The organism is Cellulomonas sp. B6 (assembly GCF_001462455.1).
In the GTDB taxonomy this organism is placed as follows: domain Bacteria; phylum Actinomycetota; class Actinomycetes; order Actinomycetales; family Cellulomonadaceae; genus Cellulomonas.
The window spans coordinates 1-24612 of the sequence record NZ_LNTD01000076.1 but is presented as its reverse complement, the minus strand read 5'-3'; the positions used below and the strand labels follow the sequence as shown (position 1 = coordinate 24612).

Genomic DNA, 24612 nt, shown 5'->3' with positions numbered 1-24612 from the left:
GGCGACCGCGTGCCGTCCGGTGTCGGTGTCGGCGTCGTCGGGACGCGTCGGGTCGGAGGTGCTCACGCGTGCTCCTCGGGTCGCGGCGGCGCGGCGTGCGACGCCTGCCGACACGGTATTGCCCGGACGGCCGGCACGCCGGTCGGCGAGGGCGGCGCGTCGGCCCGTCGTCCCGGCGCCGCGCCCGTGGTCCTGCGGACCGGTCCCGGGACCGCCGGCCGCGCGCCGGCCGTGCCGCGCGCCTCCCGCGGAGCGGGCCGCCGAGGTCGCGTCAGCGCGAGGCGGTGCCGGCGGTCTCGGCGCGCGGGGTGCGAGCCGCCGCGACGGAGGGCGAGGCGGCGGTGGCCGGGGCGGTCGCCCGCGGTGCGACGTCGGCCCCCAGGGGTCGGTGGGCGTCGTCCGCCGGCTCCTCGATCCCGGGGGCCACCAGGGTCTCGGTGGCGACGACGCGCCGGACGCCGTACGCGTACGCGGCGCCGACGAGCAGCCCGCCGCCGATCGTGTTGCCCACGCCGACCGCGAGGACGTTGCGCGCGAACTCGGCGACGGTCGCGTGCGGCAGACCGCCGTACAGGCCGAGCGAGAACGTCGTCATGTTCGCCACGACGTGCTCGAAGCCCGAGGTGATGAACACCAGCACGCACGCGAACACGGCCGCGATGCGGGCGATCTCGCTGGTCAGACGGGCCCAGCACCACACCGCGAGGCAGACCATCAGGTTGCACAGGATGCCCCGGACCACGAGCTGGAGCGTCGTCGCCTCGGCCTTGTGCGCGATCATGTGCGCGATCGTGTCGCCGCCCGCGGTGCCCGGTGCGAGCACGCCCGACACGTGCAGCAGCCCCGCGAACACCATGGCGCCCAGCAGGTTGCCGCCCAGGCACGCGAGGAGCGTGGCCGCCGCGCGGCCCCAGCCGATCCGCCCGAGCATCGCGCCCTGCGTGAGGATCATCATGGCGCTCGTCGCGAGCTCGCCGCCCGCCACCAGCACGACCATGAGCGCGATGCCGAACACCGCGCCGTTGACCAGGGGGGCCCACGGCGACCCGGCGACGGCCAGCGGCCCGCCGGCGGTGACCATGATGAGCACGCCGATGCCGATGTAGGCGCCGGCGAGCATGGTGCGGACGAGGAAGAGCCCGGGGGTGCGGGTCAGCTCGACCTTGTGGACGGCGCCGTCGCCGTGGGTGGCGACCGCCTCGGGGATGCTCAGCACGCGTCCATCGTCGTGCGTGGTCACCGCCCGGACGTGGGACGAAAGTTCCGGCGGTCCGGGTTGACGGCCGCGTGTCAGTCGTGCGTGCGCAGCCGGACCGCGGCGATCTCCCCGGTCGCGGCGCTCGGCTCGCGGCCCGAGCCGTCGGCCTGCGCCGCGCGCCGCACGGCCGCCGCGACGACCGACGTCACGTCGGGGTGGAACACGCTCGGGACGATGTACGTCGGGTTGAGCTCCTCGGGGCGCACCGTGGAGGCGAGCGCCTCGGCCGCCGCGAGCAGCATCGCGTCGGTGATGCGGTGCGACTGCGCGTCGAGCAGCCCGCGGAACACGCCGGGGAACGCCAGGACGTTGTTGATCTGGTTGGCGAAGTCGGACCGCCCCGTGCCGACGACCGCCGCGGTGCGGGCCGCGTCGTCGGGGTCCACCTCGGGGCGGGGGTTGGCCAGCGCGAACACGATCGAGCCCGGTGCCATGCGCGCGACGTCGTCGCCGGTGAGCACGTCGGGCGCCGACAGGCCGACGAACACGTCGGCGCCGACGACCGCGTCGCGCAGCGTGCCGGTGACGCCGCGACGGTTGGTGGCCTCGGCGGTCCACCGCAGCGACGGGCTCAGCCCGGGCCGGTCGCGGTGGATCACGCCCTCGACGTCCGCGACGACCACGTCGCGCGCCCCCGCGGCCAGCAGGAGCTTGAGCACCGCCGTCCCCGCGGCACCTGCCCCGGACATCACGACCCGCACGTCCTCGATGCGCTTGCCGACCACCCGCAGGGCGTTGCGCAGCGCCGCGACCACGACGATCGCGGTGCCGTGCTGGTCGTCGTGGAACACCGGCACGTCGAGCCGCTCGCGCAGGCGCCGCTCGACCTCGAAGCAGCGCGGGGCCGAGATGTCCTCGAGGTTGATGCCCGCGAACACGGGCGCGATGGCGACGACCGTCTCGACGATGCGGTCGACGTCGGTCGTGTCGAGGCAGATCGGGAACGCGTCGATGTCCGCGAACCGCTTGAACAGCACGGCCTTGCCCTCCATGACGGGCAGCGCCGCGAGCGGGCCGATGTCGCCGAGCCCCAGCACCGCGGTGCCGTCGGTGACCACCGCGATCGTGTTGCGCTTGATGGTGAGGCGGCGCGCGTCCTCGGGGTGCTCGGCGATGGCCTGGCACACGCGCGCCACGCCCGGCGTGTAGGCCATCGACAGGTCGTCGCGGTTGCGCAGCGGCACCTTCGACTCGATCGACAGCTTGCCGCCCAGGTGCATGAGGAACGTGCGGTCGGACACGCGCTGCACGGTGACGCCGTCGAGCTCCTCGAGCGCGTGCACGACGTCGGCGGCGTGGTCCGCGTCGCGCGTCGCGCACGTGACGTCGACCGTCATCGCCTCGCTGAACGACGCCGTGACGTCGAGCGCCGTGACGATGCCGCCCGCGCGCTCGATGGCGGTGGTGAGGTCCGACACCGCCGTCGGGCGGGCCTGCACCTCGAGGCGGGCGGTGATGGACGACGACACGGAGGGCGCGGAGACCATGCCGACATTGTGGACGTGCGCGCGGCGGTCCGCCCGGGGGCGCTGGCGCGGGCCGGCGGAGCGGCCGCGTGGTCCCTCGCCGCCCCGTAGCATCGGCGGATGCCCGTCCCGCCCTTCGTCCTGGCCCTGCGCGAGCGCGTCGGGCACGACCAGCTGTGGCTGCCCGGCGTCACCGCCGTCGTGCTGCGCGAGCAGGCCGGGCGCACGCAGGTCCTGCTGGTCCGCCGCGCCGACACCGGCGAGTGGACGCCCGTCACGGGCATCGTCGACCCCGCCGAGGAGCCCGCGGTCGCGGCCGTGCGCGAGGTCCTCGAGGAGGCCGACGTCGTGGCGACCGCGCAGCGGCTCGCGCACGTGAGCGTCGTCGGGCCCGTCGTGTACGAGAACGGCGACCGCTCGGTGTACCTCGACCTGACGTTCCGCTGCCGCTGGGAGTCGGGCGTGCCGCACCCCGCCGACGGCGAGAACACCGCCGCCGCGTGGTACGACCTCGACGACCTGCCCGCGATGTCCGCGTCGATGCGGGCGCGCCTGGACGCCGCGCTGCCCGAGCGCGGCGAGGCGACGTTCACCGCGTGAGCGACCGCCGCACGAGCACCCCGGGGGGCCACGACCCGCTCGCGGACCTCGCGACCCTGCCCGGCGTCGCGGACGCGGTGGACGCCGCGCGCACCGCGTGCGAGGAGCTGCGCTGGCACGAGGCGTTCCGGCGGCGCTGGCGCGAGGTGCGGGCCGAGACCGGGCTGCGGGCCGCCGCCGCGTCGGCGACGCTCGACGGTGCGCCCGTGGGCGTCGAGGCGCTGCGCGCGTGGGCGACGGGGGCGTCGGGTCCCGGCGGTGGTGTCGAGGCCGTCGCCGGCGGGGCGCTGCGGGCCCAGGCGCTGCTCGAGCGGCACCTGCCCGACCTGGGTGCCCGGCCCGGCGGCGTGGCCGTGCCGCTGCCGCAGGTGCTCGCGCGGCTGCACGCGGCCGCGGGCGCGGGCGTCCTGCTCGACGGCGACCTCGGCCGGCCCCGCACCGGCGCCCCCGGCGACCTGCGGGGGCTGGGCGAGGCGCCGCCGCCCGCCGTCGCGAGCGACCGCGTCGCCGCGGTGCTGCGGGACGCGGCCGTCTCGCGTGCGCCGGGCCTCGTCGTGACCGCGGTGGTGCACGCCGAGCTGCTCGCGGTGCGGCCGTTCGCGGGCGCCAACGGCGTCGTGGCCCGGGCCCTGTCGCGTCTGCTCACGACGCGCACGGGCCTGGACCCGACGGGCACGGTGCTGCCCGAGGAGGTGTGGCGGGACGCGCCGCCCGCCTACGTCGCGACCGCGGCGCGCTACGCCGCCGAGGACGTCGACGGCGTCACCGCGTGGCTGGTCGGGTACGCCGACGCGGTGCGACGCGGGGCTGGTCTCGCGCGCGGCGTCGCGGACGAGGTGCTCGCGGGACGGCACGCCCGGCGCGACGGCTGAGCGGTCGCGGCGCGGGCGAGGGCCGGGAGGCCGGTCGCGGAGGGGGTCGGTGGCCGCGGCGGCGGGGCCGCGCACGACGACGGCGCCCCAGGGGAGCGCCGTCGCCGTACCGACGACCGGAGAGTGATCAGGCGTGCATCGTCGTGGTCGCTCCGGGTCCAGCCCGGTCGACCGGCCCAGAGGGGGGCCATCCTGCGCGTGGGTGCTCTCGCGGTCGTTCAGTTGTGGTCCCGTCCTACACCCGACCCACCGCGGGGGCAACGGTCGTGCGCGTCGCCGCAGGCGAGGGCGGCGACGGTGCCGGATGCCGAGACGCCGTGACCGTCAGGCGGGACGGCGGCGTCGGCGCCACCACCACGCCGCCACGACGAGCGCGGCGAGCACCCCGAGCACCGCGCCGGACGTCACGCCCACGCGCGTGTCCAGGCGCCGCAGCGGCACGGGCCGGCGGAAGGTGAGCACGTCCCACCCCTCGGCCAGGGCGAGGCGCCGCAGCGTGCGGTCGGGGTTGACGACCGCCCCGTGGCCGACCGCGGCGAGCATGGGCGCGTCGGTGATCGAGTCGGAGTACGCGAACGACGCCTCGAGGTCGTAGCCGCGGGCCGCCGCGAGCTCCCGGATCGCGGTCGCCTTGTTCTCGCCGTACGCGTAGAACTCGATCTCGCCCGTGTAGCGGCCGTCCTCGACCGTCATCCGTGTCGCGATCGCCCGGTCGGCGCCCACGAGCGCCGCGATCGGCTCCACGACCTCGACCCCCGAGGCCGAGACCACGACGACGTCGTGACCCGCGGCGCGGTGCTCGGCGATGAGGTCGAGCGCCTCGGCGTACACCGTCGGGTCGATGGACTCGTGCAGCGTCTCGCGCACGATCGTGGAGACCTGCGCGACGTCCCACCCGGCCACGGTGCGCGCGAGCGCCGCGCGCAGCCGCTCGGTCGACGCCTCGTCGGCACCGCCCAGCAGGTACGCGAGCTGGGCGTAGGCCGACGCGACGACCGAGCGGCGCGTCAGCAGGCCTTGCGCGAGGAACCCCTTGGAGAACGCGGTCGCGGACGACGTCGCGATGATGGTCTTGTCGAGGTCGAAGAACGCCGCGACGCGACGGTGCGGCACCCCCCGACCGGGCGCTCCGGGACGACCGGCGGGCGACCCACCGGTGGGCTCGACGGGGACGGCCATGACGCTCCGCGACGGTCGGGGACCTGACCTGCGCGAGCTTAGCGGTGACCGCCGACACGTGCGCCGCTTCGCGGGTCCCTCGCGCGCGGCGAGCCGCCCCCAGGCCGGGGGCGCGACTCCGCCGACCACGGACGCGCGCGCACACCGCCACCGCGCCCCGGCCCGTCGTCAGCCTGGGCGCGTCCGCCGTGCGGCGGGGGTCGAGGACGGGAGCACGCATGGAGCACGCACGCAGGGCCACCGTGGTCGGGGTCGTGGGGGCCGGTGGCGGCGTGGGCGCCTCGACGTTCGCGGCCCTGCTCGCGCGGCGGCTGTCCCGCAGCACCGCGACGGCGCTCGTCGACCTCGACCCCGCCGCAGCGGGCCTCGACGTCGTCGTCGGTGCCGAGGACCTCGACGGTGCGCGCTGGCCCGACCTGCGCGGCGCCGCGGGTGATGTCCGGGGCGCCGACGTGCTCGCGCTGCTGCCGCGGTGGGGCGCGTGCGCGGTGCTCTCCGCCGACCGCACGCGCCCCGAACCGGTCGACCCGGGTGTGCGGGTGGACGTGCTGCACGCGCTCGCGGGCGCCGTCGGCGCGCTCGTCCTCGACCTCGGGCGGGGCGCGGTCGTCGAGGGGGACGCACCGCTCCCGGCCTGCGACGCGGTCGTCGTCGTGGCCCGGCCCGACCTGCGGTGCGTCGCGGGCGCGCTCGCGCTGCGGCCACGGCTGCTCGCCTCCGGTGCGGCGTGCGGACTGGTCGTCCGGGCCGGCGGACCGGCGGGACTGGGCGCCACGGACCTGGCCGACGCCACGGGTCTCGACGTCTGGCACGTCGCGCGCCACGACCGTGGTCTGGCCGCGCGGGCCGAGCGCGTCGGGCTCGGCGGGCGCGGACCCGCGGCGCGCGCCGCCGAGGCCGTCGCGCGGCGGCTCGTCGTCGCGGGAGGCGCCGGGTGAGCGTGGCGCAGCACGACGTGCCCTCGCCGTGGTCCGTTCCGCACGGCCGCGGCCCGACGCCCGACGGCCGGTCGCTGCCGGGAGGTGGACCGGCGGGAGGCGCGGGCGCGTCGCGGCCGGGTCCGGTGTGCGCCGCACCCGAGCGACGTGCGGCCCCGCCCGGCGTGGTCGAGCGCGTGCGTGACGCGCTGCGCGATCGCGTCCAGACCGGGGCCGCACCCCGCGACGACGAGCTGACCCGCCTCGTCGACGCCGCGTCGCGGGCCGGTGGCGCGCTGCTCGGCCCCGTCGCGCTCGCGGAGACCGTCCGCGCCGTGGCCGACGAGCTGCTCGGCGCCGGGCCCCTGCAGCGCTGGCTCGACGACCCGGCGGTCACCGACGTGCTGGTCAACGGCCCGCGGGACGTGTGGGTCGAGCGGGCGGGGCGGCTCGCACACGTCGACGTCGACCTCGGCTCGCCCGCCGAGGTGCGGGCCCTCGCGGTCCGGCTCGCCGCCGCGGCGGGGCGTCGGCTCGACGACGCGGCGTCGGAGGTCGCGCGCGTCGACGTCGTCGTGAGCACGCTGCCCGCGCACGCGGCCGACCCGCTCGCGGACCTGCTGCCCGAGGCCGTCGCGGGGGTGCTCCTCGACGTCTGCTACGACCCCCGCCCGACCGCGCTCGGCGCGGCCTGGGCGCGGCGTGGTGGCACGGTCGTCGGGGGAGAGCGCATGCTGCTGCACCAGGCGGCGGAGCAGGTGCGGCTCATGACGGGGCACGTCGCGCCCGTCGCGGCGATGGACGAGGCGCTCCGGTCGGCGCTCGTCCCGGCCTGACCTGCCCGGACGTTCGCCCACGCTCGCGCTTCAGCCGGGCGCCGCACGTGCCGATGACCTCGGGGGCGCCAGCTCGCGGCGCCGCGGAACGAGGAGGCGCGCGTGAAGCAGCTGGGTGAGGTCCTGCTCGACGAGGGGCTCGTGACGGAGGCGCAGCTGCTCGCGGCGCTCGACGAGCAGACCTCGATGGGGACGTCCCTGGGACGCACGCTCGTCGAGCTGGGGGTCCTCACGGAGGCCCAGCTCGTGCGCGCCCTCGCGGCGCAGGTGGGCATGGAGTTCGTCGACCTCGACGAGTACGCGGTCGACCGTGCCGCGGTGAGCATGGTCCCGGCCGCGCTCTGCCGCCGCTATGCGGTGCTGCCCGTCGGCCTGCGGGACGGTGCCCTCGTGCTCGCGACCGCCGACCCCGGCAACGTCGTCGCCGTCGACGACGTGCGCACCGTCTCGGGCATGGCGGTGATCCCCGTCGTCGCGACGTACGACAACGTGCTGCGGGCGATCGACCGGTTCTGCCGCGCCGACGACGAGATGGAGGACCTGTCCAGCGCGTTCGAGGACGAGCAGGCCGCGCCCGAGGCGGACCTGTCTCGGCTCGGGGACTTCGTGGACGACGACGCGCCGATCGTGCGGTACGTCAACCTGCTGGTGACGCAGGCGATCACCGACCGGGCGTCGGACATCCACATCGAGCCGACGGAGCACGACCTGCGCGTGCGGTACCGGATCGACGGCGTGCTGCACGAGACGCAGCGCTCGCCCAAGAACATCCAGGGCGGCGTCATCAGCCGCGTGAAGATCATGAGCGACATCGACATCGCCGAGAAGCGCAAGCCGCAGGACGGCCGCATGTCGGTGAACCACCAGGGTCGGAAGATCGACCTGCGCGTGGCGACCCTGCCGACGGTGTGGGGCGAGAAGATCGTCATGCGCATCCTCGACAACTCCACGGCGAGCCTGGACCTGCGCGACCTGTCGTTCCTCGACCACAACTACGAGACGTACCGCGAGTCGTACACCAAGCCCTACGGCATGATCCTCGTCACCGGGCCGACGGGGTCCGGGAAGTCGACCACGCTGTACGCGACGCTCAACGCGGTGTCGCGCCCCGAGATCAACGTCATCACGGTCGAGGACCCGGTCGAGTACCGGCTGCCGGGCATCAACCAGGTGCAGGTCAACCCCAAGGCCGGACTGACGTTCGCCGCGGCGCTGCGCTCGATCCTGCGCTCGGACCCGGACGTCGTGCTGCTCGGCGAGATCCGCGACCACGAGACCGCGCAGATCGCGATCGAGGCCGCCCTCACGGGTCACCTCGTGCTGTCGACCCTGCACACCAACGACGCTCCGTCGGCCGTGACGCGACTGACGGAGATGGGCATCGAGCCGTTCCTCGTGGGGTCCGCGCTCGACTGCGTCGTCGCGCAGCGGCTCGCGCGGCGACTCTGCCCGAAGTGCAAGGAGCCGTACGTCCCGACGCCGACCGAGCTCGAGGCCGCGCGGTTCCCGTGGGTGCCGGGGGAGCCGCTGCCCGAGCTGTTCCGGCCCGCCGGGTGCAGCGCGTGCTCGCGCACGGGCTACAAGGGGCGTCTCGCGCTGCACGAGGTCATGCGCGTCACCGAGGACATCGAGCGGCACGCCGTCGCGCACTCGTCGTCGGCGGACATCGCCGCCACCGCCGAGAAGCAGGGCATGACGTCGCTGCGGAACGACGGCTGGCACAAGGTCGCGCTCGGTCAGACGTCGATCGAGGAGATCCTGCGCGTCGTCGCCTGACGTGCGCGGCCGGGCCGCCTGACGTGCGGGGGTCGACGCCGGAGGACCGGGCCGTCGTCGCGGTGGGGCCCTCAAGTCCCCGCACGTCACGGCCGATGACAACCACGGGCACCCGCGTGCCCCGCCGCCCCGGGCGGCGACGCCGTGACGCCGGAGGACCACGTGACCGAGCCGTACCAGGCACTCCCGCCCGAGCCGACGCGGCCGCTGCCGCCGTACCGGCCCGCGGGGCCGCAGGCGACGTACTCGCCCGTGCCGTCGCAGTCCGCCGGGCCGCAGGTGCCGACGCAGGGCGCCGGGCCGCAGGTGCCGGCGCAGGCCGCGTGGTCGGCGGCACCGCCGCCGCAGGCGCAGGGTGGGCCGATGCCGTTCGGGAGCGTCCCGGCCGGGCCGCCGGTCACGCCGTACGGCGGCGCCCCGACGGTGCCGGGCGCGCGACCCGTTCCCACCGGCCTCCCGGTGCCGGCCGGACCGTCGGCGCCGCCCACCGTGGCGCCGATGCCGGCGTCGCAGCGCACGCGACGCTCCGAGGCCCCGGCCGCCCCCGTCGTCGCACGCCCCGCCGCACGGGCCGGGATCGGTCAGGACCGGCACGAGGGGGACGTCGACATCGAGGCGGTGCTGCGCGAGCTCGTGCAGCTGGGCGGCTCGGACGCGCACCTGACGTCCGGCTCACCGCCCATGGTGCGGCTCAGCGGTGCGCTGAAGCCGATGGAGCACTTCGGCACGCTCACGCCGGACGCTCTGCGCCGGTCGATCTACGCGATCCTGTCGCAGAAGCAGCGCGAGACGTTCGAGGAGAACCTCGAGCTGGACTTCTCGCACGCCGTGCGAGGGCTCGCGCGGTTCCGCGTCAACCTGTACGTGCAGCGCGAGTCGGTCGGTGCCGCGTTCCGTGTCATCCCGTACGAGATCAAGCCGCTGGAGGAGCTCGGCGTTCCCCCGGTCGTCGGGACGTTCGCGGGGCTGCCCCGCGGCCTCGTGCTGGTCACGGGGCCGACCGGGTCGGGCAAGTCCACGACGCTCGCCTCGATCGTCGACCTCGCGAACCGCACGCGCGAGGACCACATCATGACCGTCGAGGACCCCATCGAGTTCCTCCACCGGCACAAGAAGTCGATCATCAACCAGCGCGAGGTCGGTGCCGACACGCACTCGTTCGCCAACGCGCTCAAGCACGTGCTGCGCCAGGACCCCGACATCATCCTGGTCGGCGAGATGCGCGACCTCGAGACGATCTCGGTCGCGCTGACCGCGGCGGAGACCGGCCACCTCGTCTTCGCGACGCTGCACACGCAGGACGCCGCGCAGACCATCGACCGCGTCATCGACGTGTTCCCGTCGCACCAGCAGGCGCAGGTGCGCACGCAGCTCGCGGGGGCCATCCAGGCGGTCGTCTGCCAGACGCTGTGCAGGCGTCACGACGGCCAGGGACGTGCGGTCGCGACCGAGGTGATGGTGGCCACGCCCGCCATCCGGAACCTGATCCGCGAGGGCAAGACGCACCAGATCTACTCCGCCATGCAGGCCGGGGCGAAGCAGGGCATGCACACCATGGACCAGCACCTCGCCGATCTCGTGCGGTCGGGGCGCATCTCCTACGAGGTCGGCCTCGAGAAGTGCCACCACGTCGAGGACTTCAACCGGCTGACCGGACGATTCTCCGGCCAGTCGCAGGCTCAGGCGGGCGTCGCGAGCGCGGCTGGCGGCTTCGGGGGGCAGGTGCTGTGATGGCGAGCGCGGCCAAGACGTACGAGTACGCGGTCCGTGACCGTGCGGGGAAGATCATCAAGGGCCGTGTCGAGGCCCCCAACCAGGCGGCGGTCGCGAACCGGCTGCGCGAGATGGGCCTGGCAGCCGTCTCGATCTCCGAGGTCAGCACGGGGGGGCTGCAGACCGAGATCAGCATCCCGGGCTTCGGCGGGAACAAGATCAAGCTCAAGGACCTGGCGATCATGGCGCGCCAGCTCGCGACGATGATCGACTCCGGGCTGTCGTTGCTGCGGGCCCTGACGATCCTCGCCGAGCAGACCGAGTCCAAGCCGTTGGCGAAGGTGCTGGCGCAGGTCCGCAGCGACGTCGAGGTGGGCACCGCCTTCTCGGTCTCGCTCGGCAAGCACCCCGAGGTGTTCCCGCCGCTCATGATCAACATGGTGAAGGCGGGCGAGGTCGGTGGCTTCCTCGACCAGGTCCTGATCTCGGTCGCGAACAACTTCGAGGCCGAGGTGAAGCTGCGAGGCAAGATCAAGTCCGCGATGACGTACCCGGTCGTGGTGTTCGTCGTGGCGATCCTGGCGATGATCGGGATGCTCCTGTTCATCGTGCCGATCTTCGCGAACATGTTCGCCTCGCTCGGCGGCGAGCTGCCGTTCCTCACCAAGGTCCTCGTGGTGCTGTCGAACATCATGAAATGGACGATCGTGCCGACCGCGATCGCGCTGGTCGGCTTCTCCGTGTGGTGGGGCCGGCACAAGAACGACGACTCGATCCGGGAGCGGCTGGACCCGTTCAAGCTCAAGGTGCCGGTCTTCGGCCCGCTCGCGCGCAAGATCGCGATCTCCCGGTTCACACGCAACTTCAGCACGATGATCCACGCCGGCGTGCCGCTGCTGCAGGCGCTCGACATCGTCGGCCAGACGTCCGGCAACGTCGTGATCGAGCACGCGGCGCGAGCCGTGCAGGACTCGGTACGCCGGGGCGAGTCGCTGGCAGGGCCGTTGTCGCAGCACGCGGTCTTCCCTCCCATGGTCGTCCAGATGATGGCTGTGGGTGAGGACACCGGGGCTCTCGACTCGATGCTGGGCAAGGTCGCGGACTTCTACGACCAGGAGGTCGAGGCCACGACCGAGCAGCTCACGAGCCTCATCGAGCCCCTCATGATCGTCGGGATCGGCGGCATCATCGGCTTCATCGTGATCGGCCTGTACATGCCGATCTTCCAGATCTTCAACGTCATCCAGTAGCGCACACGGCCGAACGGGTGATCGTGCGGCCTCGCGGGTCACAGGACTCAAGGTCGGCCGGCGGGCCGTCGATAGACGGAATGCACGACCCGACCCGGCCCGTGGCGGCCGGACTTCTCCCCGTAAACGCACACCACAGGAGGCCGGCGTGATCGCTCGGATCCGCAAGTCCATCGACGAGAAGGACCAGGGCTTCACCCTGATCGAGCTCCTCGTCGTCATGATCATCATCGGGATCCTCGCGGCCATCGCGATCCCCGTGTTCCTCAACCAGCGCAAGAAGGCGAACGACACCGCCGCGACGTCGGACGTGTCGACGCTCGGCAAGGAGATCGCGACCTACTACGTCGACGCGAGCGCCGTGCTGGCGGCCGGGAACTTCAGCGGCCCGGGCGCGGCCAACGGTCGCTACTCGATCGGCGCGCTCACCGACATCGGCAAGGTCTCGACGCCCGTCTCCGGCGCCGCGCTGTCCTACGTGGGCGCGACCCCCACGACGGCTTCGGACGCCGCGACCCGCTGGTGCGTCACGGTGACGTACACGAGCGGCACGCGTACCGCTGCGTACTACTCGGCGCAGAACGGTCTGTCGACCACGGGCTGCAGCTGATCGATCGCTTCACCTCGTGGTGGTGGCGGGCGCGGGACGCGCCCGCCACCACCACGTCGTCACTGCTGGAGGGGAAGGGATCGTGCGCAGGCTGCGACGGGCGATGCGGCAGCCCGACGAGGGGTTCACCCTCATGGAGCTGCTCGTGGCGATGGTCATCATCACGATGGTGCTGGTCTCGCTGATGATGGTGCAGGTCTCCGCCCTCGTGACGAGCGCGCAGAGCAGGCAGCGCACGCTGGCCACCTCTGTCAGCAACCAGGTCATGGAAGAGCTCCGCGCGCTTCCGTACCTGGTCCTCAGCAAGGGCATGCACACCGGCTTCCAGTCCGCTGGGGCCGACCCCAACGTCGCCGGCGGGCGTCTCCGCCCGCCGTCCGCGACAGGCGTGGACGAGGTGCTGGTGACCGACTCGTCGCAGGCCCTGGATGCCGCGCCGCTCTCAGGTGCCGGCGGGACGAACGTCACCCGGCAGACCGACCCGTCCATCCCCGGCGTGGAGTTCCTCTCGCGGGCGTACGTGTCACGCAACCCGGCCACCGCCTCCGGCGTCCTGACCCTGACGGTCATCACCTCGTGGACCGTGCGCAGCACGACGAAGACGCAGAGCGTGATGCTGCGCTCCGAGGCCTACGCGCCCCAGGGTGGTTGCGGCGACAACGCGAACATGCCCTTCCTCGGGGCGTGCCAAGCGATCTTCTCCGCGAACGGCGGATCCGTGGCACCCGCGACGAGCGTGACGCCGACCGCGTTCGACCCCGTGTCGGGCGTCGCACCGGCCGAGCTCCTCGCAGGCACGATCTACGCCTCGGCCAGCATCACCGGCGGACGCACCGGTGTCGGTGTGACGTCGCAGCAGACGAGCTCGGCGGACGCGACCGTCGGACTCCCGGGTGCGTCCTTCGTGCAGCAGGACCCCGCTGCGACCGCGCTGTCGACCGGCGGCGACCAGGCGGTGAACCAGGCGTCCAACGACGTCGGTGCCGCCGGGGCGGCGCCCGCGAACCCCGCCGACCGCACGGTGCTCGGGGCCGCTCCGCCTGTCACGCTCAGCGGGGGCGGGCTGACGCTCCGCCTTCGTCCCGCCTCCGGCGTGGGCGGTGTCGCCAAGTCCTCGATGGTCGCCTCCTGCGCCGCCGGCGTCCCCGCCGGCCAGGGCTGCGCGGGTGCGACCATGACCGGTGGCGGTGCCACGGGGGCAGAGATGGACGTCGCCGGGACCACCTTCGGGCTGGCCGCCATCGGGGCCGGCGGCACAGCGTCGTCGTTCGGCGGCCGGATGAGCAGCGCCGCCGGATCCACCGCGGTCGGGTGCACGGTCCTCGACGGCGCTGGTTGCGTAGCGGCCGGCACGACGCGCACGATCCCGTCGGCGCAGTTCGGCCTGGGGCCGTGGAACGGTGGGGCGGCGCCCGACGGGCTGGTCAAGGTCGGTGCGTACAGCGACGGCGTGCGGGTCGAGAGGGGCAAGCTGCAGCCGGTGCCGAGCGCGGTGACGTCCCGCACGGCGACGCTGCAGTACTGGACAGGCAGCGGCTACTCCTCCGTGACGGTCGACCGGACGTCCTCGGGCACCTACGCCGGTGCGCCCGTCACCTGGACGTCGGGCGGCTGGACCGTGACCGCCGAGGCCACTGTCAGCATCACGTCGGCCATGTCGATCGCCTCGAACGTCGACCCCGTGGCGTGCACCGGTGAGGGGTGCTCGATCGACGCCGACACCGGCACGCTGTCGGTCTCGGTGCGATGGACCGCGACGGACGGCACGACGTCGACGGCGTTCGTGTCGGCCACGAACCTCGGGACCTCCAAGGCGAACGCCGCGTACAAGGCGGCACCCGATGCGTGAGCGAACGCCGGCCGGCCGGCCGGCCGACCGCGGTCTGACCCTCGTCGAGCTGATGATCTCCATGACGATCTTCGCCGGGCTGCTCGCGATCGTGTTCTCGATCCTCGTCACCGTCAGCCAGCAGACCAAGGACAACCTGGCGCGCACCCGCGCAGCCGACCAGGCGCGGATCGGTCTCATGCAGATCGATCGTCAGGTCCGCTCGGGGAACGTGATCTCGGACCCGGCCGCGGAGACGGTCTCGGCCTCGGGCGTGCCGTCGCAGTACTCGTTGCGCGTGTACACGCAGACCGACGGCAGCTACCAGTGCGTGCAGTGGCGCGTCCGGTACCCGGCGTCCTCCGACCGCGGCGTCCTCGAGTTCCGCTCGTGGCGACCGTCGTGGCAGGTGACCGGGGGGGTCGCGGACTGGCGCGTCGTGGCCCGTGACGTCGTCCGTCCGACCGGGACGTTCGACGCGAGCCGCCCCGAGACGTGGCCCCCGTTCTTCGTGGAGTCCCGTACCGGTGGTGCCTCCTCAGAGGCGCAGACGATCCGCGTGACTCTCCGCGTCAAGGACGAGGCGCAGAGCGCGTCCTCGGCGCCGAGCACGGTGACGTCCGTGCTGACGGGCCGCAACACCGTGTTCGGCTATCCGGCAGACAGCTGCGGGACGGTTCCCGCTCCGTGACCGCGTTCGACGAAGGAGACATCATGCGCGTCCTGTCGGGGCGACTCAGCAGTGCCGGTCGTGACCGTGGTAGCGCCCTCGTCTCCGCGGTCGCGGTCGCGCTGATCGGCATCGCGCTCGCGAGCGTCGTGATCGCCTCGGTCATCCAGGGCGCGCGCGACTCCGGCGAGGACCGGGCCCGCACGGCTGAGGTCCACACCGCCGAGGGTGCGGTCGACGCGGTGTTCGCCGAGCTCGAGACGGCTACGCCCTGCGCCTGGCCGGCCAGCGGCAGCTACAGCGGAGGCGGTGGCCCGAGCGCCACCTCGGCCACGGCGTCGATCGCCTACTTCGACGACCACAACAACGCGCTGACCTGCACGGCCGGCGTGCTGTCCGGAGTGCCTGCCAGTGCGGTCGTGACCGCGGTGGCGGACAGCACCGCGACGGACGCCTCACGCGCCGTCCAGACCAAGGTCAACCTCACGCCGCTGACGATCGACGGGCGAGGCGCGGCGATCTTCGCGTCGGGTTCCATCATGACGACGAACAGCTTCACGCTCGAGACGACGCTGCCCGACACGCCCGTGGACGTGTGGGTCGACACGGGCGACGTGAACTGCAACTCGAACGTCAAGATCGACGGCAACCTCATCGTCGTGCAGGGCAAGACCGAGATCTCGGGCGCCTGCCGGGTCACCCAGGACCTGTGGTCGAAGCAGAAGCTCACCGTGCACGGCGCCCAGAGCGCCGGACTGGCGACCGTCGGGCAGGACACGTACGTCGCCTCCGACGCCACGCTCGCCGGCGGGTCCAGGTACGGGCGTGACCTCATCGTGGCCGGCTCGGTCACGACCTGGGGCGCCGGGCCGCAGGTCGCAGGGACGACGCGCACGGGCGTGGGCGCAGCCGGTCTCCCGCAGTACCAGAAGGTCGGCTTGCCCGAGGTCAACTACATCCCGTCGGACTGGGTGGGCTTCGTCAACTCGGGAGACCGTGCGCAGGCGTATAAGGACTGGGTGACGCAGAACGCGCACGCCAACAACGCCGAGACGTGGTCCGACCCGTACAAGCCCGACGGTGACAAGTGCCGGGTCGCGGGTGACAGCTGGAGCCTGAAGGGTCCGCTCGTCGGTCCGACGGTGCCGACGATCTTCGACACCCGCTTCTGCTCCCAGACCCGGTTCGAGGGCAACCTCAACATCAAGCTGCGCGCCGACCTCGTCATCTTCGCCAGCGACTTCTACGCGACCGGCAACTTCCAGATCACCTCGGCCGACGGCAACCAGCACCGCGTCTGGATCATCGTGCCCGACCCGGACGCCACGCCCAACGGCGTCGCGGAGTGCAACAAGACCGTAGGGTCGTACCGCTCGGGCAACATCAAGTTCGACTCCGGGTCGATCGCGGTCGCCCCGATCACCTTCTTCGGGTACACCCCGTGCTCGTTGGAGACCAACAACACCATGACGTTCTACGGGCAGCTCTACGGCAAGGACGTGGTGCTGCGCAACAACATGACGATGCGGTACGTGCCCATCGGGATCCCCGGTGTGGACCTGCCGAGCACGAACCCGACCGTCTCGTCGGGGTACCGGGTCGACGTGGTCTACAAGCGGGAGGTCAAGGCCCCATGACGGGACTGCTGGTGGGTGTCTGCGCGGTCGCGGGACTCCTGATCGGCTCGTTCCTGAACGTCGTGGTCTGGCGTGTCCCGCGCGGCGAGTCGGTCGTCCACCCGCCGAGCGCGTGCCCGCGGTGCGGCGCCTCGATCCAGCCCCGCGACAACGTGCCGGTCGTGTCGTGGGTGCTGCTGCGTGGTCGGTGCCGTGCCTGCGCCGCACCCATCTCCGTGCGGTATCCGCTGGTCGAGGCGGTCACGGCTCTGCTGTTCGCCGCCACCGCCGCCGTGGTCGGGCCGTCGTGGCTGCTGCCCGTCGCGTTGTACGTCGTCGCCGTCGCCGTCGCGCTCGCGCTCATCGACATCGACGTCCACCGGCTCCCTGACGCGATCGTCCTGCCGTCGTACCCGGTGGTCCTCGTGCTCCTGGCGCTGGCGAGCCTCGACCCCGGGGGGACGTCCGACTGGCACGCGTTGGGGCGGTCCGTGCTCGGCGGGCTCGCGATGCTCGCCGTCTACCTGGTGCTCGTGCTGGTGCACCCCGCCGGTATGGGGCTGGGTGACCTCAAGCTCAGCGGCGTCCTGGGGATGTTCCTCGGGTGGTTCGGCTGGGGGGTGTGGGCCGTCGGCCTGTTCCTGCCGTTCCTGCTGGGCGCCGTCTTCGGCCTCGTCCTCATGGCCGCCCGGCGCGCCGGGCGCAAGACGGGCATCCCCTTCGGGCCGTGGATGCTCCTCGGCGCGCTCGCCGCTCCGCTCGTCGCGGGGCCCGCGCTCGACTGGTACTGGGACACCGTCCTCCAGCTCTGACGTCACGTCGTGGGTCCGGTGGCTCAAGTCCGCCGTCACGTGGACCGATACGCCACTGGAACGTCCGCGCGAGGAAGGGGCACTCAGTGGCCAGCACCCGGGTCATCGGGCTCGACATCGGCTCGACCGCGGTCCGTGCCGTCGAGCTCGAGTTCGCCAAGGGGGACCGCACGAGATCGACGCCGACCGTCGTGCGTGTCGGCGAGCAGGCGCTGCCCCAGGGTGCGGTGCGCGACGGGGAGGTCGTGCAGCCAGAGGTCGTGTCGCAGAGCTTGCGGACCTTGTGGGGGACGGCACGCCTTGAGAGCAAGGACGTCGTGCTCGGCGTCGGCAACCAGCGGGTGCTCGTTCGCGAGCTCGATCTCCCTTGGCTCCCGATCGGGCAGCTGAAGGCGTCGCTGCCGTTCCAGGTGAACGACCTGCTGCCGATGTCCGCGGACGAGGCCCTCCTGGACTACTACCCGACGGGTGAGACGCAGGGCGAGCGGGGGCGGATGCTCCAGGGGATGCTCGTCGCGGCCCAGCGCGACACCGTCAACGCGAACGTCCTCGCGGTCGAGGCTGCCGGTCTGCGGCCGGTGATGGTCGACCTGAACGGCTTCGCGCTGCTGAGGTCCGTCGGGCGCGGTGACTTCGCCAACGCGGTTGCCGCGTACGTCGACCTCGGCGCGTCCGTGACGACCGTGGTCGTCGCGGTGCGGGGAGTGCCCCGGCTCGTCCGCGCGCTGCCGACGGGCGGTGGCACGGTGACCGCTGCCGTCGCGGCAGCACTCGGGACGTCGATGCCGGAGGCCGAGCAGATCAAGCGTGCCGTGGGGGTCGGGTTCTCCGCCCCGCAGGAGAGCGCCGGGGCGGCCGAGGCCGTCAACGGGGTCGTCAGGTCGCAGGTCGAGGCGATCCGCAACACGTTCGTGTACTTCGCGGGCAACAACCCGGGGCTGGGGATCGAGGTCGTCGTGCTCACGGGCGGCGGCGCGCACCTGCCCGGGTTCGGCCAGTACCTGTCCAGCGCGTCGCGCCTCGCCACGACGCTGGGCGACCCGTTGGCCGGGCTGCGCGCGGCCAAGACCGCCAATCTCCAGGCCCTGCGCGGCCAGGAGAGCTCGTTCGCCCTCCCCGTGGGCCTCGCGTACGGAGTCGCCGCATGACCGCCACCGTGGAGTCCTCCCGCAAGGGGTCGGGACGAGCGCAGAAGGGTGCGACCGGCGCTGCGCCGACGCTGCCCCAGGTCAACCTCCTTCCGCCCGAGGTCACGGCCGCCCGTGGGCTTCACCAGCTCAAGCGCTGGCTGGTGCTGGGCATCGCCACGGTGGTGCTGGCACTGGCGCTGGTCTACGTCGTCGCGGTGCTCTCGGGGGTGCAGGCACGGTCGGACCTTCGCGCCGCGGAGGAGGAGACGCAGCGTCTTCTCGCCGAGCAGGCCACCTACGCCGAGGTCCCGGTCGTCCTGGGCCGGCTCGACGACACGACGCGAGCGCGTGAGCTCGGGATGTCCACCGAGATCCAGTGGACCACCTACTACGGCGCCATCAGCGGTGCCCTGCCCGACGGCGTGAGCATCGACTCGCTCAGGTACTCCGGGGAGAGCCCGATGGCGTCGGCGCCGGCGCCGGCGAGCCCGTTGGCCGCCGCAGCGGTGGGTCAGATCCAGTTCGCGGCACGGTCCGTCACGGTACCCACCGCGGCGGACTGGGCGACGGCGCTCGACTCCGTGCCGGGCTTCTCCGACGCGTGGATCTCCGCCTTCACCGTCACCGCGGACGACGCGGGGAACCCGTACTACACGGTGTCCGGGACCGTGCAGGTCACTGCCGGTGCCTACTCCAACAGGTTCGCGGCCGACGCGACCGCGACCTCCGAGGAGGGCTGACATGGCCGGCTCGAAGCGCAGCACCTGGATCGGGGGAACGGCGCTGGCGGGTGTCGCCCTGGGGGCGGGTGCCTGGTTCCTGGCGATCTCCCCGGCGTTCGACGCGGCCGCCGAGGTGCGCGAGCAGACGTCGCAGACGGTCCAGCGCAACGACCTGCTCGAGATGCAGGTGACGAAGCTCGCCGCCGACTACGCCAAGCTCGACCAGTACAAGGCCGAGCTGGCCGCGCTGCAGGTCCAGATCCCCACGACCGCGCGCCTTGCCGACCTCACGCGTCAGATCGCCCAGATCGCCGAGTCTCGTGGCGTCACCATCACCGCGCTGGCTCCGGCGCCGCCCCAGCTCGTCGTCCCGCCGGTCGCCGCCGCCCCGGCAGCGCCGGCCACGACGGATGCGGGGGCGGGGACCGACGGCACCGAACCAGCTGCCGGAGGCGCGGGGGGAGAGGCGGCACCGGTCGCCTCGCCGGACGTCGTGGTGCCGGCCGGTCTCGTCGCGGTCCCGCTGTCCCTGACCGTGGTGGGCACGTACGACGCCACGGTCGCCTTCGTCGGAGATCTGCAGGGCGCCCTGCCGCGGCTCGTGCTGGTGACCGATCTGACCGGCACGAGCCAGGAGGAGACGGAGGCCGGCGGCGGCAAGCCGGCGACGGCGCGCGGGGACCAGGAGATCGTGCTGTCCGCGTTCGCGTACGTCCTGCCCGACCCTGCGGCTGGTGCGACCGCTCCGGAGCAGCCCGCAGCCGTCCCGGCATCCGTGCCCGGGAAGAACCCGCTGGTACCCGCTGCTGGTGAGTAGGCTGCCGCGCGTCGGGGCCGGCGAGCGCCGACTCGTCGTCTGGTGGACCCGCGAGCTCGAGAGGCTGCTGGCGGCCCGGCCACGGACCGGTGCTGCGCTGGTCGCAGTCGCTGCCCGACCGGCGGTCGTCCTCGTCCCCGTCGCGGCGATCGTGGGTGGTTCGTTCGCCTGGGCGGTCCCGGACGGTGACGCGGGCCTGTTCAGGGACTCAGGGGCCGCGCTCCTCCAGGAACGCGGCCTCGACGTCTTCGCGACGAGCGGCCTGCAGATCGGTCCGCTCTATCTCGTCGTGATCGGGGCGCTCTCGCTGCTCATCGGGGCGGTGGGCAGCCCGGAGCTCGTCCGCACGGTCCTGGGGAGCGCCCAGAGCGTGCTCATCGTGGTGCTCGCGCTGTGGACCGCGTCCCGCGCCGCGCACGCGGCCGGCCGGCCGCGGCTCCCCGCCCAGTGGGCGGTGGGGGGCGCGCTGGTGCTGGGGGGCTACGTCGCCGAGGCCATCGGCAACGGGCACCCGGAGGAGATCGTCGTCGGCCTCGTCCTCGTCGGCGCGGCGCTGGCGGCCGCGAGTGGGAACGGGGGCAGAGCGGGCGTGCTCCTGTGCGTCGCGATCGCTGTCAAGCAGTGGGGCGCACTGGGGGGCGGCGTGCTTCTCCTCGGTCGTCGCGCGCGGGTGGTCCTGGTCGGAGGCTTCGTGACCCTGGTGGGCACCGTGCTGCTGCACGCGCCCTTCGCGCTGGGCGGCGAGGTGCACACGTTCGACTTCGCCTGGGGATTTCGTGCCGACACCGCGCTCGGGTGGCTCGGAGGGGTCACGGGTTGGAGCGAGTGGGGCCTGCGGGTGGTGCAAGGGGCCGTCGCCGGCCTCGTCGGGGCAGGTCTCGCCTGGTGGTCCAGGACCGGTCCCGTGGTTCCGGTCCTCGGCGCGGTCGCGATGCGCCTCCTGCTCGACCCGTTGCGGCTCACCTACTACGCGGGCCCTCTGGTGGCGGTCGGACTCGTCTGGGCGTGGTCGTCGCACGATCCACGCGTGCGGGCGTGGCGACTTCCCGCGACCCTTGCCACGCCCCTCCTGACCCTTGCCCCGTACCTGGTGCCACAGGCCGTCATCTACCCGGTGGGTTCGATCCTGCTCGCCGGTCTTCTGCTCGTCCTGACGCTGGAGCGATCGTCCTCAGGGCCGCGCATGCGCCTCGGCGTGCGTGCGGACGTCAGCACGCCGTGACCTCGTACACCGCTGCGCTCCCGCCCTGGTCGAGGAGCCGGACCCCGGACGGCGGAGCGCTCCGCAGGTCCGCCAGGCCCGGTCCGGCGTTCCAGGGCGCGGGGTCGACGTACAGGTAGCCGACCTCGAGCTCGTGCAGAAGTCGGCACGTCTCCGGGTCGACGCCGACCGTCGTGAGCCGTGCGCTCGCCGCCTCGGCGCGCGGGTCCGCCTGCGCGTTGGACGCCGGGCTCACGAGGCGCTGGCCCGTGCGGTCGAGGAGCGCGACCGCCCCCGCGAACGGTGACCCGAGGACCGCCCGGTCGGGGTCGAGCCGCGACGCCACGCGACGGAGCATGTCGAGCTCGGCGTCGTCGGCGAGTGCCGCGTCCCCGGCTGTCGGGTGGAACGTCGCCCGCGCCAGCTCCGCGTGCCCGAGCGCGGCGGGCACCGCGCCGGCGAGAACGAGCAGACCGAGGACGGTGGCGGCGGACGCGCGGCTGGGGCGTGGTCGCATGCGCTGGCGCAGCTGCCCGGCCAGGGTGTCGAGAGCGAGCGCCGCGGGCGGGACGAGGACGGCGCCGACCAGGGGCGCGAACCGTCGTGGTTCGCCCCACCAGAGCGTCCCTGCGGCCGACGTCCACGGTGCCGACGAGGTCATGAGCAGGTAGAGCAGGACGAGCGCCGCGGCGCCCCACCACACGGTGGCCCCGGGAAGACGGCGACCCCACCATGCGCCGAGGGCGCCCAGGGCCACGACGAGGAAGCCGCTGGCCCATCCCATCCCGGTGGCGTTGCCGGACAGGAGCTGGAGCACGGCCTCCGGGACCCCGAGGGGTGCCTCGGCGGGGTAGGCCGCCAGGAGCTCGAGGATCCGCCGACCGACGACGAGTGCCGTACCGCACGCCACGGCCCCGACCGTGACGACGCCGGCCACCAGGTGCCACGGCCGACGACGCCGTGCGACGGCCGGGAGCCAGCGGAGCAGCGCCACCGGTGCCAGGACGACGACGGTGCTGGCGAGCGCGTTGGGGTGGCACAACGCCAGACCCGCTGCGGCGACCGCGACGACGACCCACGAGGGACCCGCCCGGCGTCCGGCGTGGTGGACGAGGGCGAGGAGAGCCGGGACGGCCGCGAGGCCGAGGGCGTTCGCGGTCATGCCCTCGGGGCGCAGCACCAGGTATCCGGGGAGCGCGACACCCCCGACGGACAACCAGGGAGCCCACGCCCACGCTCGGGGGCGTGACGGGAGCGTCGCCCGTGTCAGGGCGGTGATGCCGAGCGTCCAGGCGAGCGCCACGGGAACGAGCATCGTGACCGTCGAGACGACGGCCGGGTCCGGCCACGTGGGCACGAGCGCGGCGACGTCGTGCCAGCCGGCGCCGTAGAAGGTGACGCCCCCCGTCGGTCGCCCGACCGACTCCTGGAGCGAGAGGCTCGACCCTCGACCGGTGGCGCGCACCCACGCCACGGCGGCCTGATGGAACGTCGTGTCGTGCGCTGTCAGCAGCGCGTCCGGTCGTCGCATCCCCGCAGCGACGGGAAGCAGCTGCAGCAGGGTGGCCCCGGCGATCCCCAGGACGACCGCCCGGGGCGCGCGCGTCGCGGCGGCGTCGGGCTCGGACTCGTGCCGGAGCCGACGCACGAGGAGACCCCCGGCACAGGCAGCGACCACCACGCCGACGGCCACGGGCACTCCCCAGCGAAGACGGCCCTGGAGCACCATCGGCGGCACGCCCAGCAGGGCGACCGTCACAGGGAGGGCGACTGCGCATCGCAGGACGGGATCGGCCCGCCAGCCCCAGGCGCGCAGGACGAGAAGCCCGGGAGCCCAGAACGTGGCCAGTGCGAGCACCGCGCTGACGAGTGCCGCGAGCCAGGACATGCGGACCAGATCGGCAGTCGGCCACCTGCGCTTGAGCGCGTCCGACGTGTGGCACGGCACGGAGCCGGCGACCGCGACGTGGGAGGATCCCCGCATGCTCCGTTGGCTGACCTCAGGCGAGTCGCACGGTCCCGCGCTCGTCGGCATCCTCGACGGTCTGCCCGCCGGTGTGCGGGTGCAGACCTCCGACGTCCAGGCCGCGCTCGCGCGGCGCCGTCTCGGCCACGGTCGCGGCGCGCGCATGAAGTTCGAGCAGGACGAGGTGCGGCTGCTCGCGGGCGTGCGGCACGGGCTGTCGCAGGGCGGGCCGGTCGCGGTCGAGGTCGGCAACACCGAGTGGCCCAAGTGGTCGGACGTGATGGCGGCCGACCCGGTGCCGGCCGAGGTGCTCACGGTCGACGCGGGGACCGGTGACGCGCGGGAGATCGCGCGCAACCGCCCGCTCACGCGCCCCCGCCCCGGGCACGCCGACCTGGTGGGCATGCGCAAGTACGGCTTCGACGACGCGCGCCCCGTGCTCGAGCGCGCGAGCGCCCGCGAGACCGCGACGCGGGTCGCGCTCGGCACGCTCGCGGCGGCGTTCCTCGAGCAGGCCGCGGGCGTGCGGCTGGTGTCGCACGTGGTCGCGATCGGACCCGTCGCGGTGCCGGACGACGCCCCGGCGCCCACGCCCGACGACGTCGCCGCCCTCGACGCCGACCCGGTGCGCTGCTTCGACCCCACGACGAGCGCGGCGATGGTCGCCGAGATCGACCAGTGCCACAAGGACGGCGACACGCTCGGCGGCGTCGTCGAGGTGCTCGTGCACGGCCTGCCCTCGGGTGTCGGGACGTACGTGCAGGCCGACGGGCGGCTCGACGCGCGACTGGCCGCCGCGCTCATGGGGATCCAGGCGATCAAGGGCGTCGAGGTCGGCGACGGGTTCCGCACCGCCGCCCGGCGCGGCTCGCAGGCCCACGACGAGATCGAGCGCGACGCGTCCGGGCGGATCGTGCGGCGCACCAACCGCGCCGGCGGCATCGAGGGGGGCATGTCGAACGGCGAGGTCGTGCGCGTGCGCGCCGCGATGAAGCCGATCTCGACGGTGCCGCGCGCGCTCGCGACGGTCGACACGGCGACGGGGGAGCCCGTCACGGCGCACCACCAGCGTTCCGACGTGTGCGCGGTCCCGCCCGCGGCGGTCGTCGCCGAGGCGATGGTCGCCCTCGTCGTCGCGCAGACGCTGCTGGAGAAGACCGGCGGGGACTCGGTCGCCGAGGTGCGCCGCAACCTCGAGGCGTACGTCGCGGCGATCCCGGACCTGCTCGCCTGACGCTCGTGCGCTCGTGCGCTCGTGCGCTCGTGCGCTCGTGCGCTCGTGCGGTCGTGCGCTCGTGCGGGCGCGCCCGCGCCACCGCCCGGCTGGCGGACGCCCCGGGGCCCTGCGGGCCCGCGCACTAGGCTGCCGGACG

The 24612-nt window shown here is 73.7% G+C and carries 21 protein-coding genes; 17 read left to right on the top strand and 4 right to left on the bottom strand.

Going from position 1 to position 24612, the window contains the following annotated elements; all coding sequences use genetic code 11:
• Positions 1-271: 271 nt before the first annotated feature.
• The gene (locus ATM99_RS07030; RefSeq protein WP_062102207.1) at positions 272-1216 is read right to left on the bottom strand and encodes a formate/nitrite transporter family protein; all 945 of its coding nucleotides are present in this window, start codon (positions 1214-1216) and stop codon (positions 272-274) included.
• A gap of 74 nt (positions 1217-1290) precedes the next feature.
• Positions 1291-2745: an NAD-dependent malic enzyme gene (locus ATM99_RS07025; RefSeq protein WP_062102203.1), complete on the bottom strand. Its 1455-nt coding sequence runs from the start codon at positions 2743-2745 to the stop codon at positions 1291-1293.
• A 99-nt stretch (positions 2746-2844) separates the two neighbouring features.
• Between ATM99_RS07025 and ATM99_RS07020 the strand changes: the two genes are divergently transcribed.
• Together ATM99_RS07020 and ATM99_RS07015 are read left to right on the top strand one after the other, a co-directional pair.
• Positions 2845-3324, top strand: a complete 480-nt coding sequence (locus ATM99_RS07020) for an NUDIX domain-containing protein (RefSeq protein ID WP_062102202.1) — start codon at positions 2845-2847, stop codon at positions 3322-3324.
• A complete protein-coding gene (locus tag ATM99_RS07015; protein ID WP_062102201.1) occupies positions 3321-4196 on the top strand; it encodes a Fic family protein in 876 nt (291 codons plus the stop codon). The genes ATM99_RS07020 and ATM99_RS07015 overlap by 4 nt, the downstream gene beginning before the upstream one ends.
• Positions 4197-4520: 324 nt before the next feature.
• On the opposite strand, the gene ATM99_RS07010 is transcribed toward ATM99_RS07015, so the two are convergent.
• Positions 4521-5375, bottom strand: a complete 855-nt coding sequence (locus ATM99_RS07010; RefSeq protein ID WP_082659382.1) for an HAD family hydrolase — start codon at positions 5373-5375, stop codon at positions 4521-4523.
• 218 nt (positions 5376-5593) lie between these two features.
• Here ATM99_RS07010 and ATM99_RS07005 point away from each other — a divergent pair, with 218 nt between their 5' ends.
• The 14 genes from ATM99_RS07005 to ATM99_RS06940 all read left to right on the top strand — a co-directional run bounded on the left by ATM99_RS07005 (position 5594) and on the right by ATM99_RS06940 (position 21294).
• Entirely contained in the window at positions 5594-6313 is a 720-nt protein-coding gene (locus ATM99_RS07005; RefSeq protein ID WP_062102200.1) for a hypothetical protein, read from the top strand.
• Between the two features lie 176 nt (positions 6314-6489).
• A complete protein-coding gene (locus tag ATM99_RS19915) occupies positions 6490-7128 on the top strand; it encodes a hypothetical protein (protein WP_369798016.1) in 639 nt (212 codons plus the stop codon).
• Positions 7129-7230: 102 nt separating this feature from the next.
• Entirely contained in the window at positions 7231-8904 is a 1674-nt protein-coding gene (locus ATM99_RS06995; protein WP_062102199.1) for a GspE/PulE family protein, read from the top strand.
• Between the two features lie 162 nt (positions 8905-9066).
• A complete protein-coding gene (locus ATM99_RS06990) occupies positions 9067-10635 on the top strand; it encodes a type IV pilus twitching motility protein PilT (RefSeq protein ID WP_304438270.1) in 1569 nt (522 codons plus the stop codon).
• Positions 10635-11867 (top strand): type II secretion system F family protein, encoded by a 1233-nt coding sequence (locus ATM99_RS06985; protein ID WP_062102198.1) that lies wholly within the window; start codon positions 10635-10637, stop codon positions 11865-11867. The genes ATM99_RS06990 and ATM99_RS06985 overlap by 1 nt, the downstream gene beginning before the upstream one ends.
• A 148-nt stretch (positions 11868-12015) precedes the next feature.
• Positions 12016-12477: a type II secretion system protein gene (locus tag ATM99_RS19870; protein ID WP_062102197.1), complete on the top strand. Its 462-nt coding sequence runs from the start codon at positions 12016-12018 to the stop codon at positions 12475-12477.
• A gap of 82 nt (positions 12478-12559) precedes the next feature.
• Positions 12560-14326: a prepilin-type N-terminal cleavage/methylation domain-containing protein gene (locus ATM99_RS06975; RefSeq protein WP_062102196.1), complete on the top strand. Its 1767-nt coding sequence runs from the start codon at positions 12560-12562 to the stop codon at positions 14324-14326.
• Entirely contained in the window at positions 14319-14996 is a 678-nt protein-coding gene (locus tag ATM99_RS06970) for a type II secretion system protein J (RefSeq protein ID WP_062102195.1), read from the top strand. Before ATM99_RS06975 ends, ATM99_RS06970 begins: the two co-directional genes overlap by 8 nt.
• Positions 14997-15019: 23 nt before the next feature.
• Complete coding sequence (locus ATM99_RS06965) at positions 15020-16612, top strand: hypothetical protein (RefSeq protein ID WP_062102194.1); 1593 nt, start codon at positions 15020-15022, stop codon at positions 16610-16612.
• Positions 16609-17403: an A24 family peptidase gene (locus ATM99_RS06960; protein ID WP_062102193.1), complete on the top strand. Its 795-nt coding sequence runs from the start codon at positions 16609-16611 to the stop codon at positions 17401-17403. Before ATM99_RS06965 ends, ATM99_RS06960 begins: the two co-directional genes overlap by 4 nt.
• Positions 17404-17489: 86 nt before the next feature.
• On the top strand, positions 17490-18551 hold the full coding sequence (pilM, locus tag ATM99_RS06955) for a type IV pilus assembly protein PilM (protein ID WP_062102192.1): 1062 nt from the start codon (positions 17490-17492) through the stop codon (positions 18549-18551).
• Positions 18548-19273, top strand: a complete 726-nt coding sequence (locus tag ATM99_RS06950) for a PilN domain-containing protein (protein WP_062102191.1) — start codon at positions 18548-18550, stop codon at positions 19271-19273. The genes pilM and ATM99_RS06950 overlap by 4 nt, the downstream gene beginning before the upstream one ends.
• 1 nt (position 19274) lies before the next feature.
• Complete coding sequence (locus ATM99_RS06945) at positions 19275-20072, top strand: type 4a pilus biogenesis protein PilO (protein ID WP_062102190.1); 798 nt, start codon at positions 19275-19277, stop codon at positions 20070-20072.
• Entirely contained in the window at positions 20065-21294 is a 1230-nt protein-coding gene (locus tag ATM99_RS06940) for a glycosyltransferase 87 family protein (RefSeq protein WP_062102189.1), read from the top strand. The genes ATM99_RS06945 and ATM99_RS06940 overlap by 8 nt, the downstream gene beginning before the upstream one ends.
• On the opposite strand, the gene ATM99_RS06935 is transcribed toward ATM99_RS06940, so the two are convergent.
• Complete coding sequence (locus ATM99_RS06935; protein ID WP_369798014.1) at positions 21281-23161, bottom strand: DUF6541 family protein; 1881 nt, start codon at positions 23159-23161, stop codon at positions 21281-21283. The genes ATM99_RS06940 and ATM99_RS06935 overlap by 14 nt on opposite strands.
• A 94-nt stretch (positions 23162-23255) precedes the next feature.
• Between ATM99_RS06935 and aroC the strand changes: the two genes are divergently transcribed.
• Positions 23256-24473, top strand: coding sequence for a chorismate synthase (aroC, locus tag ATM99_RS06930; RefSeq protein WP_062102204.1), 1218 nt, complete (start codon positions 23256-23258; stop codon positions 24471-24473).
• The last annotated feature ends 139 nt before the right edge of the window (positions 24474-24612 follow it).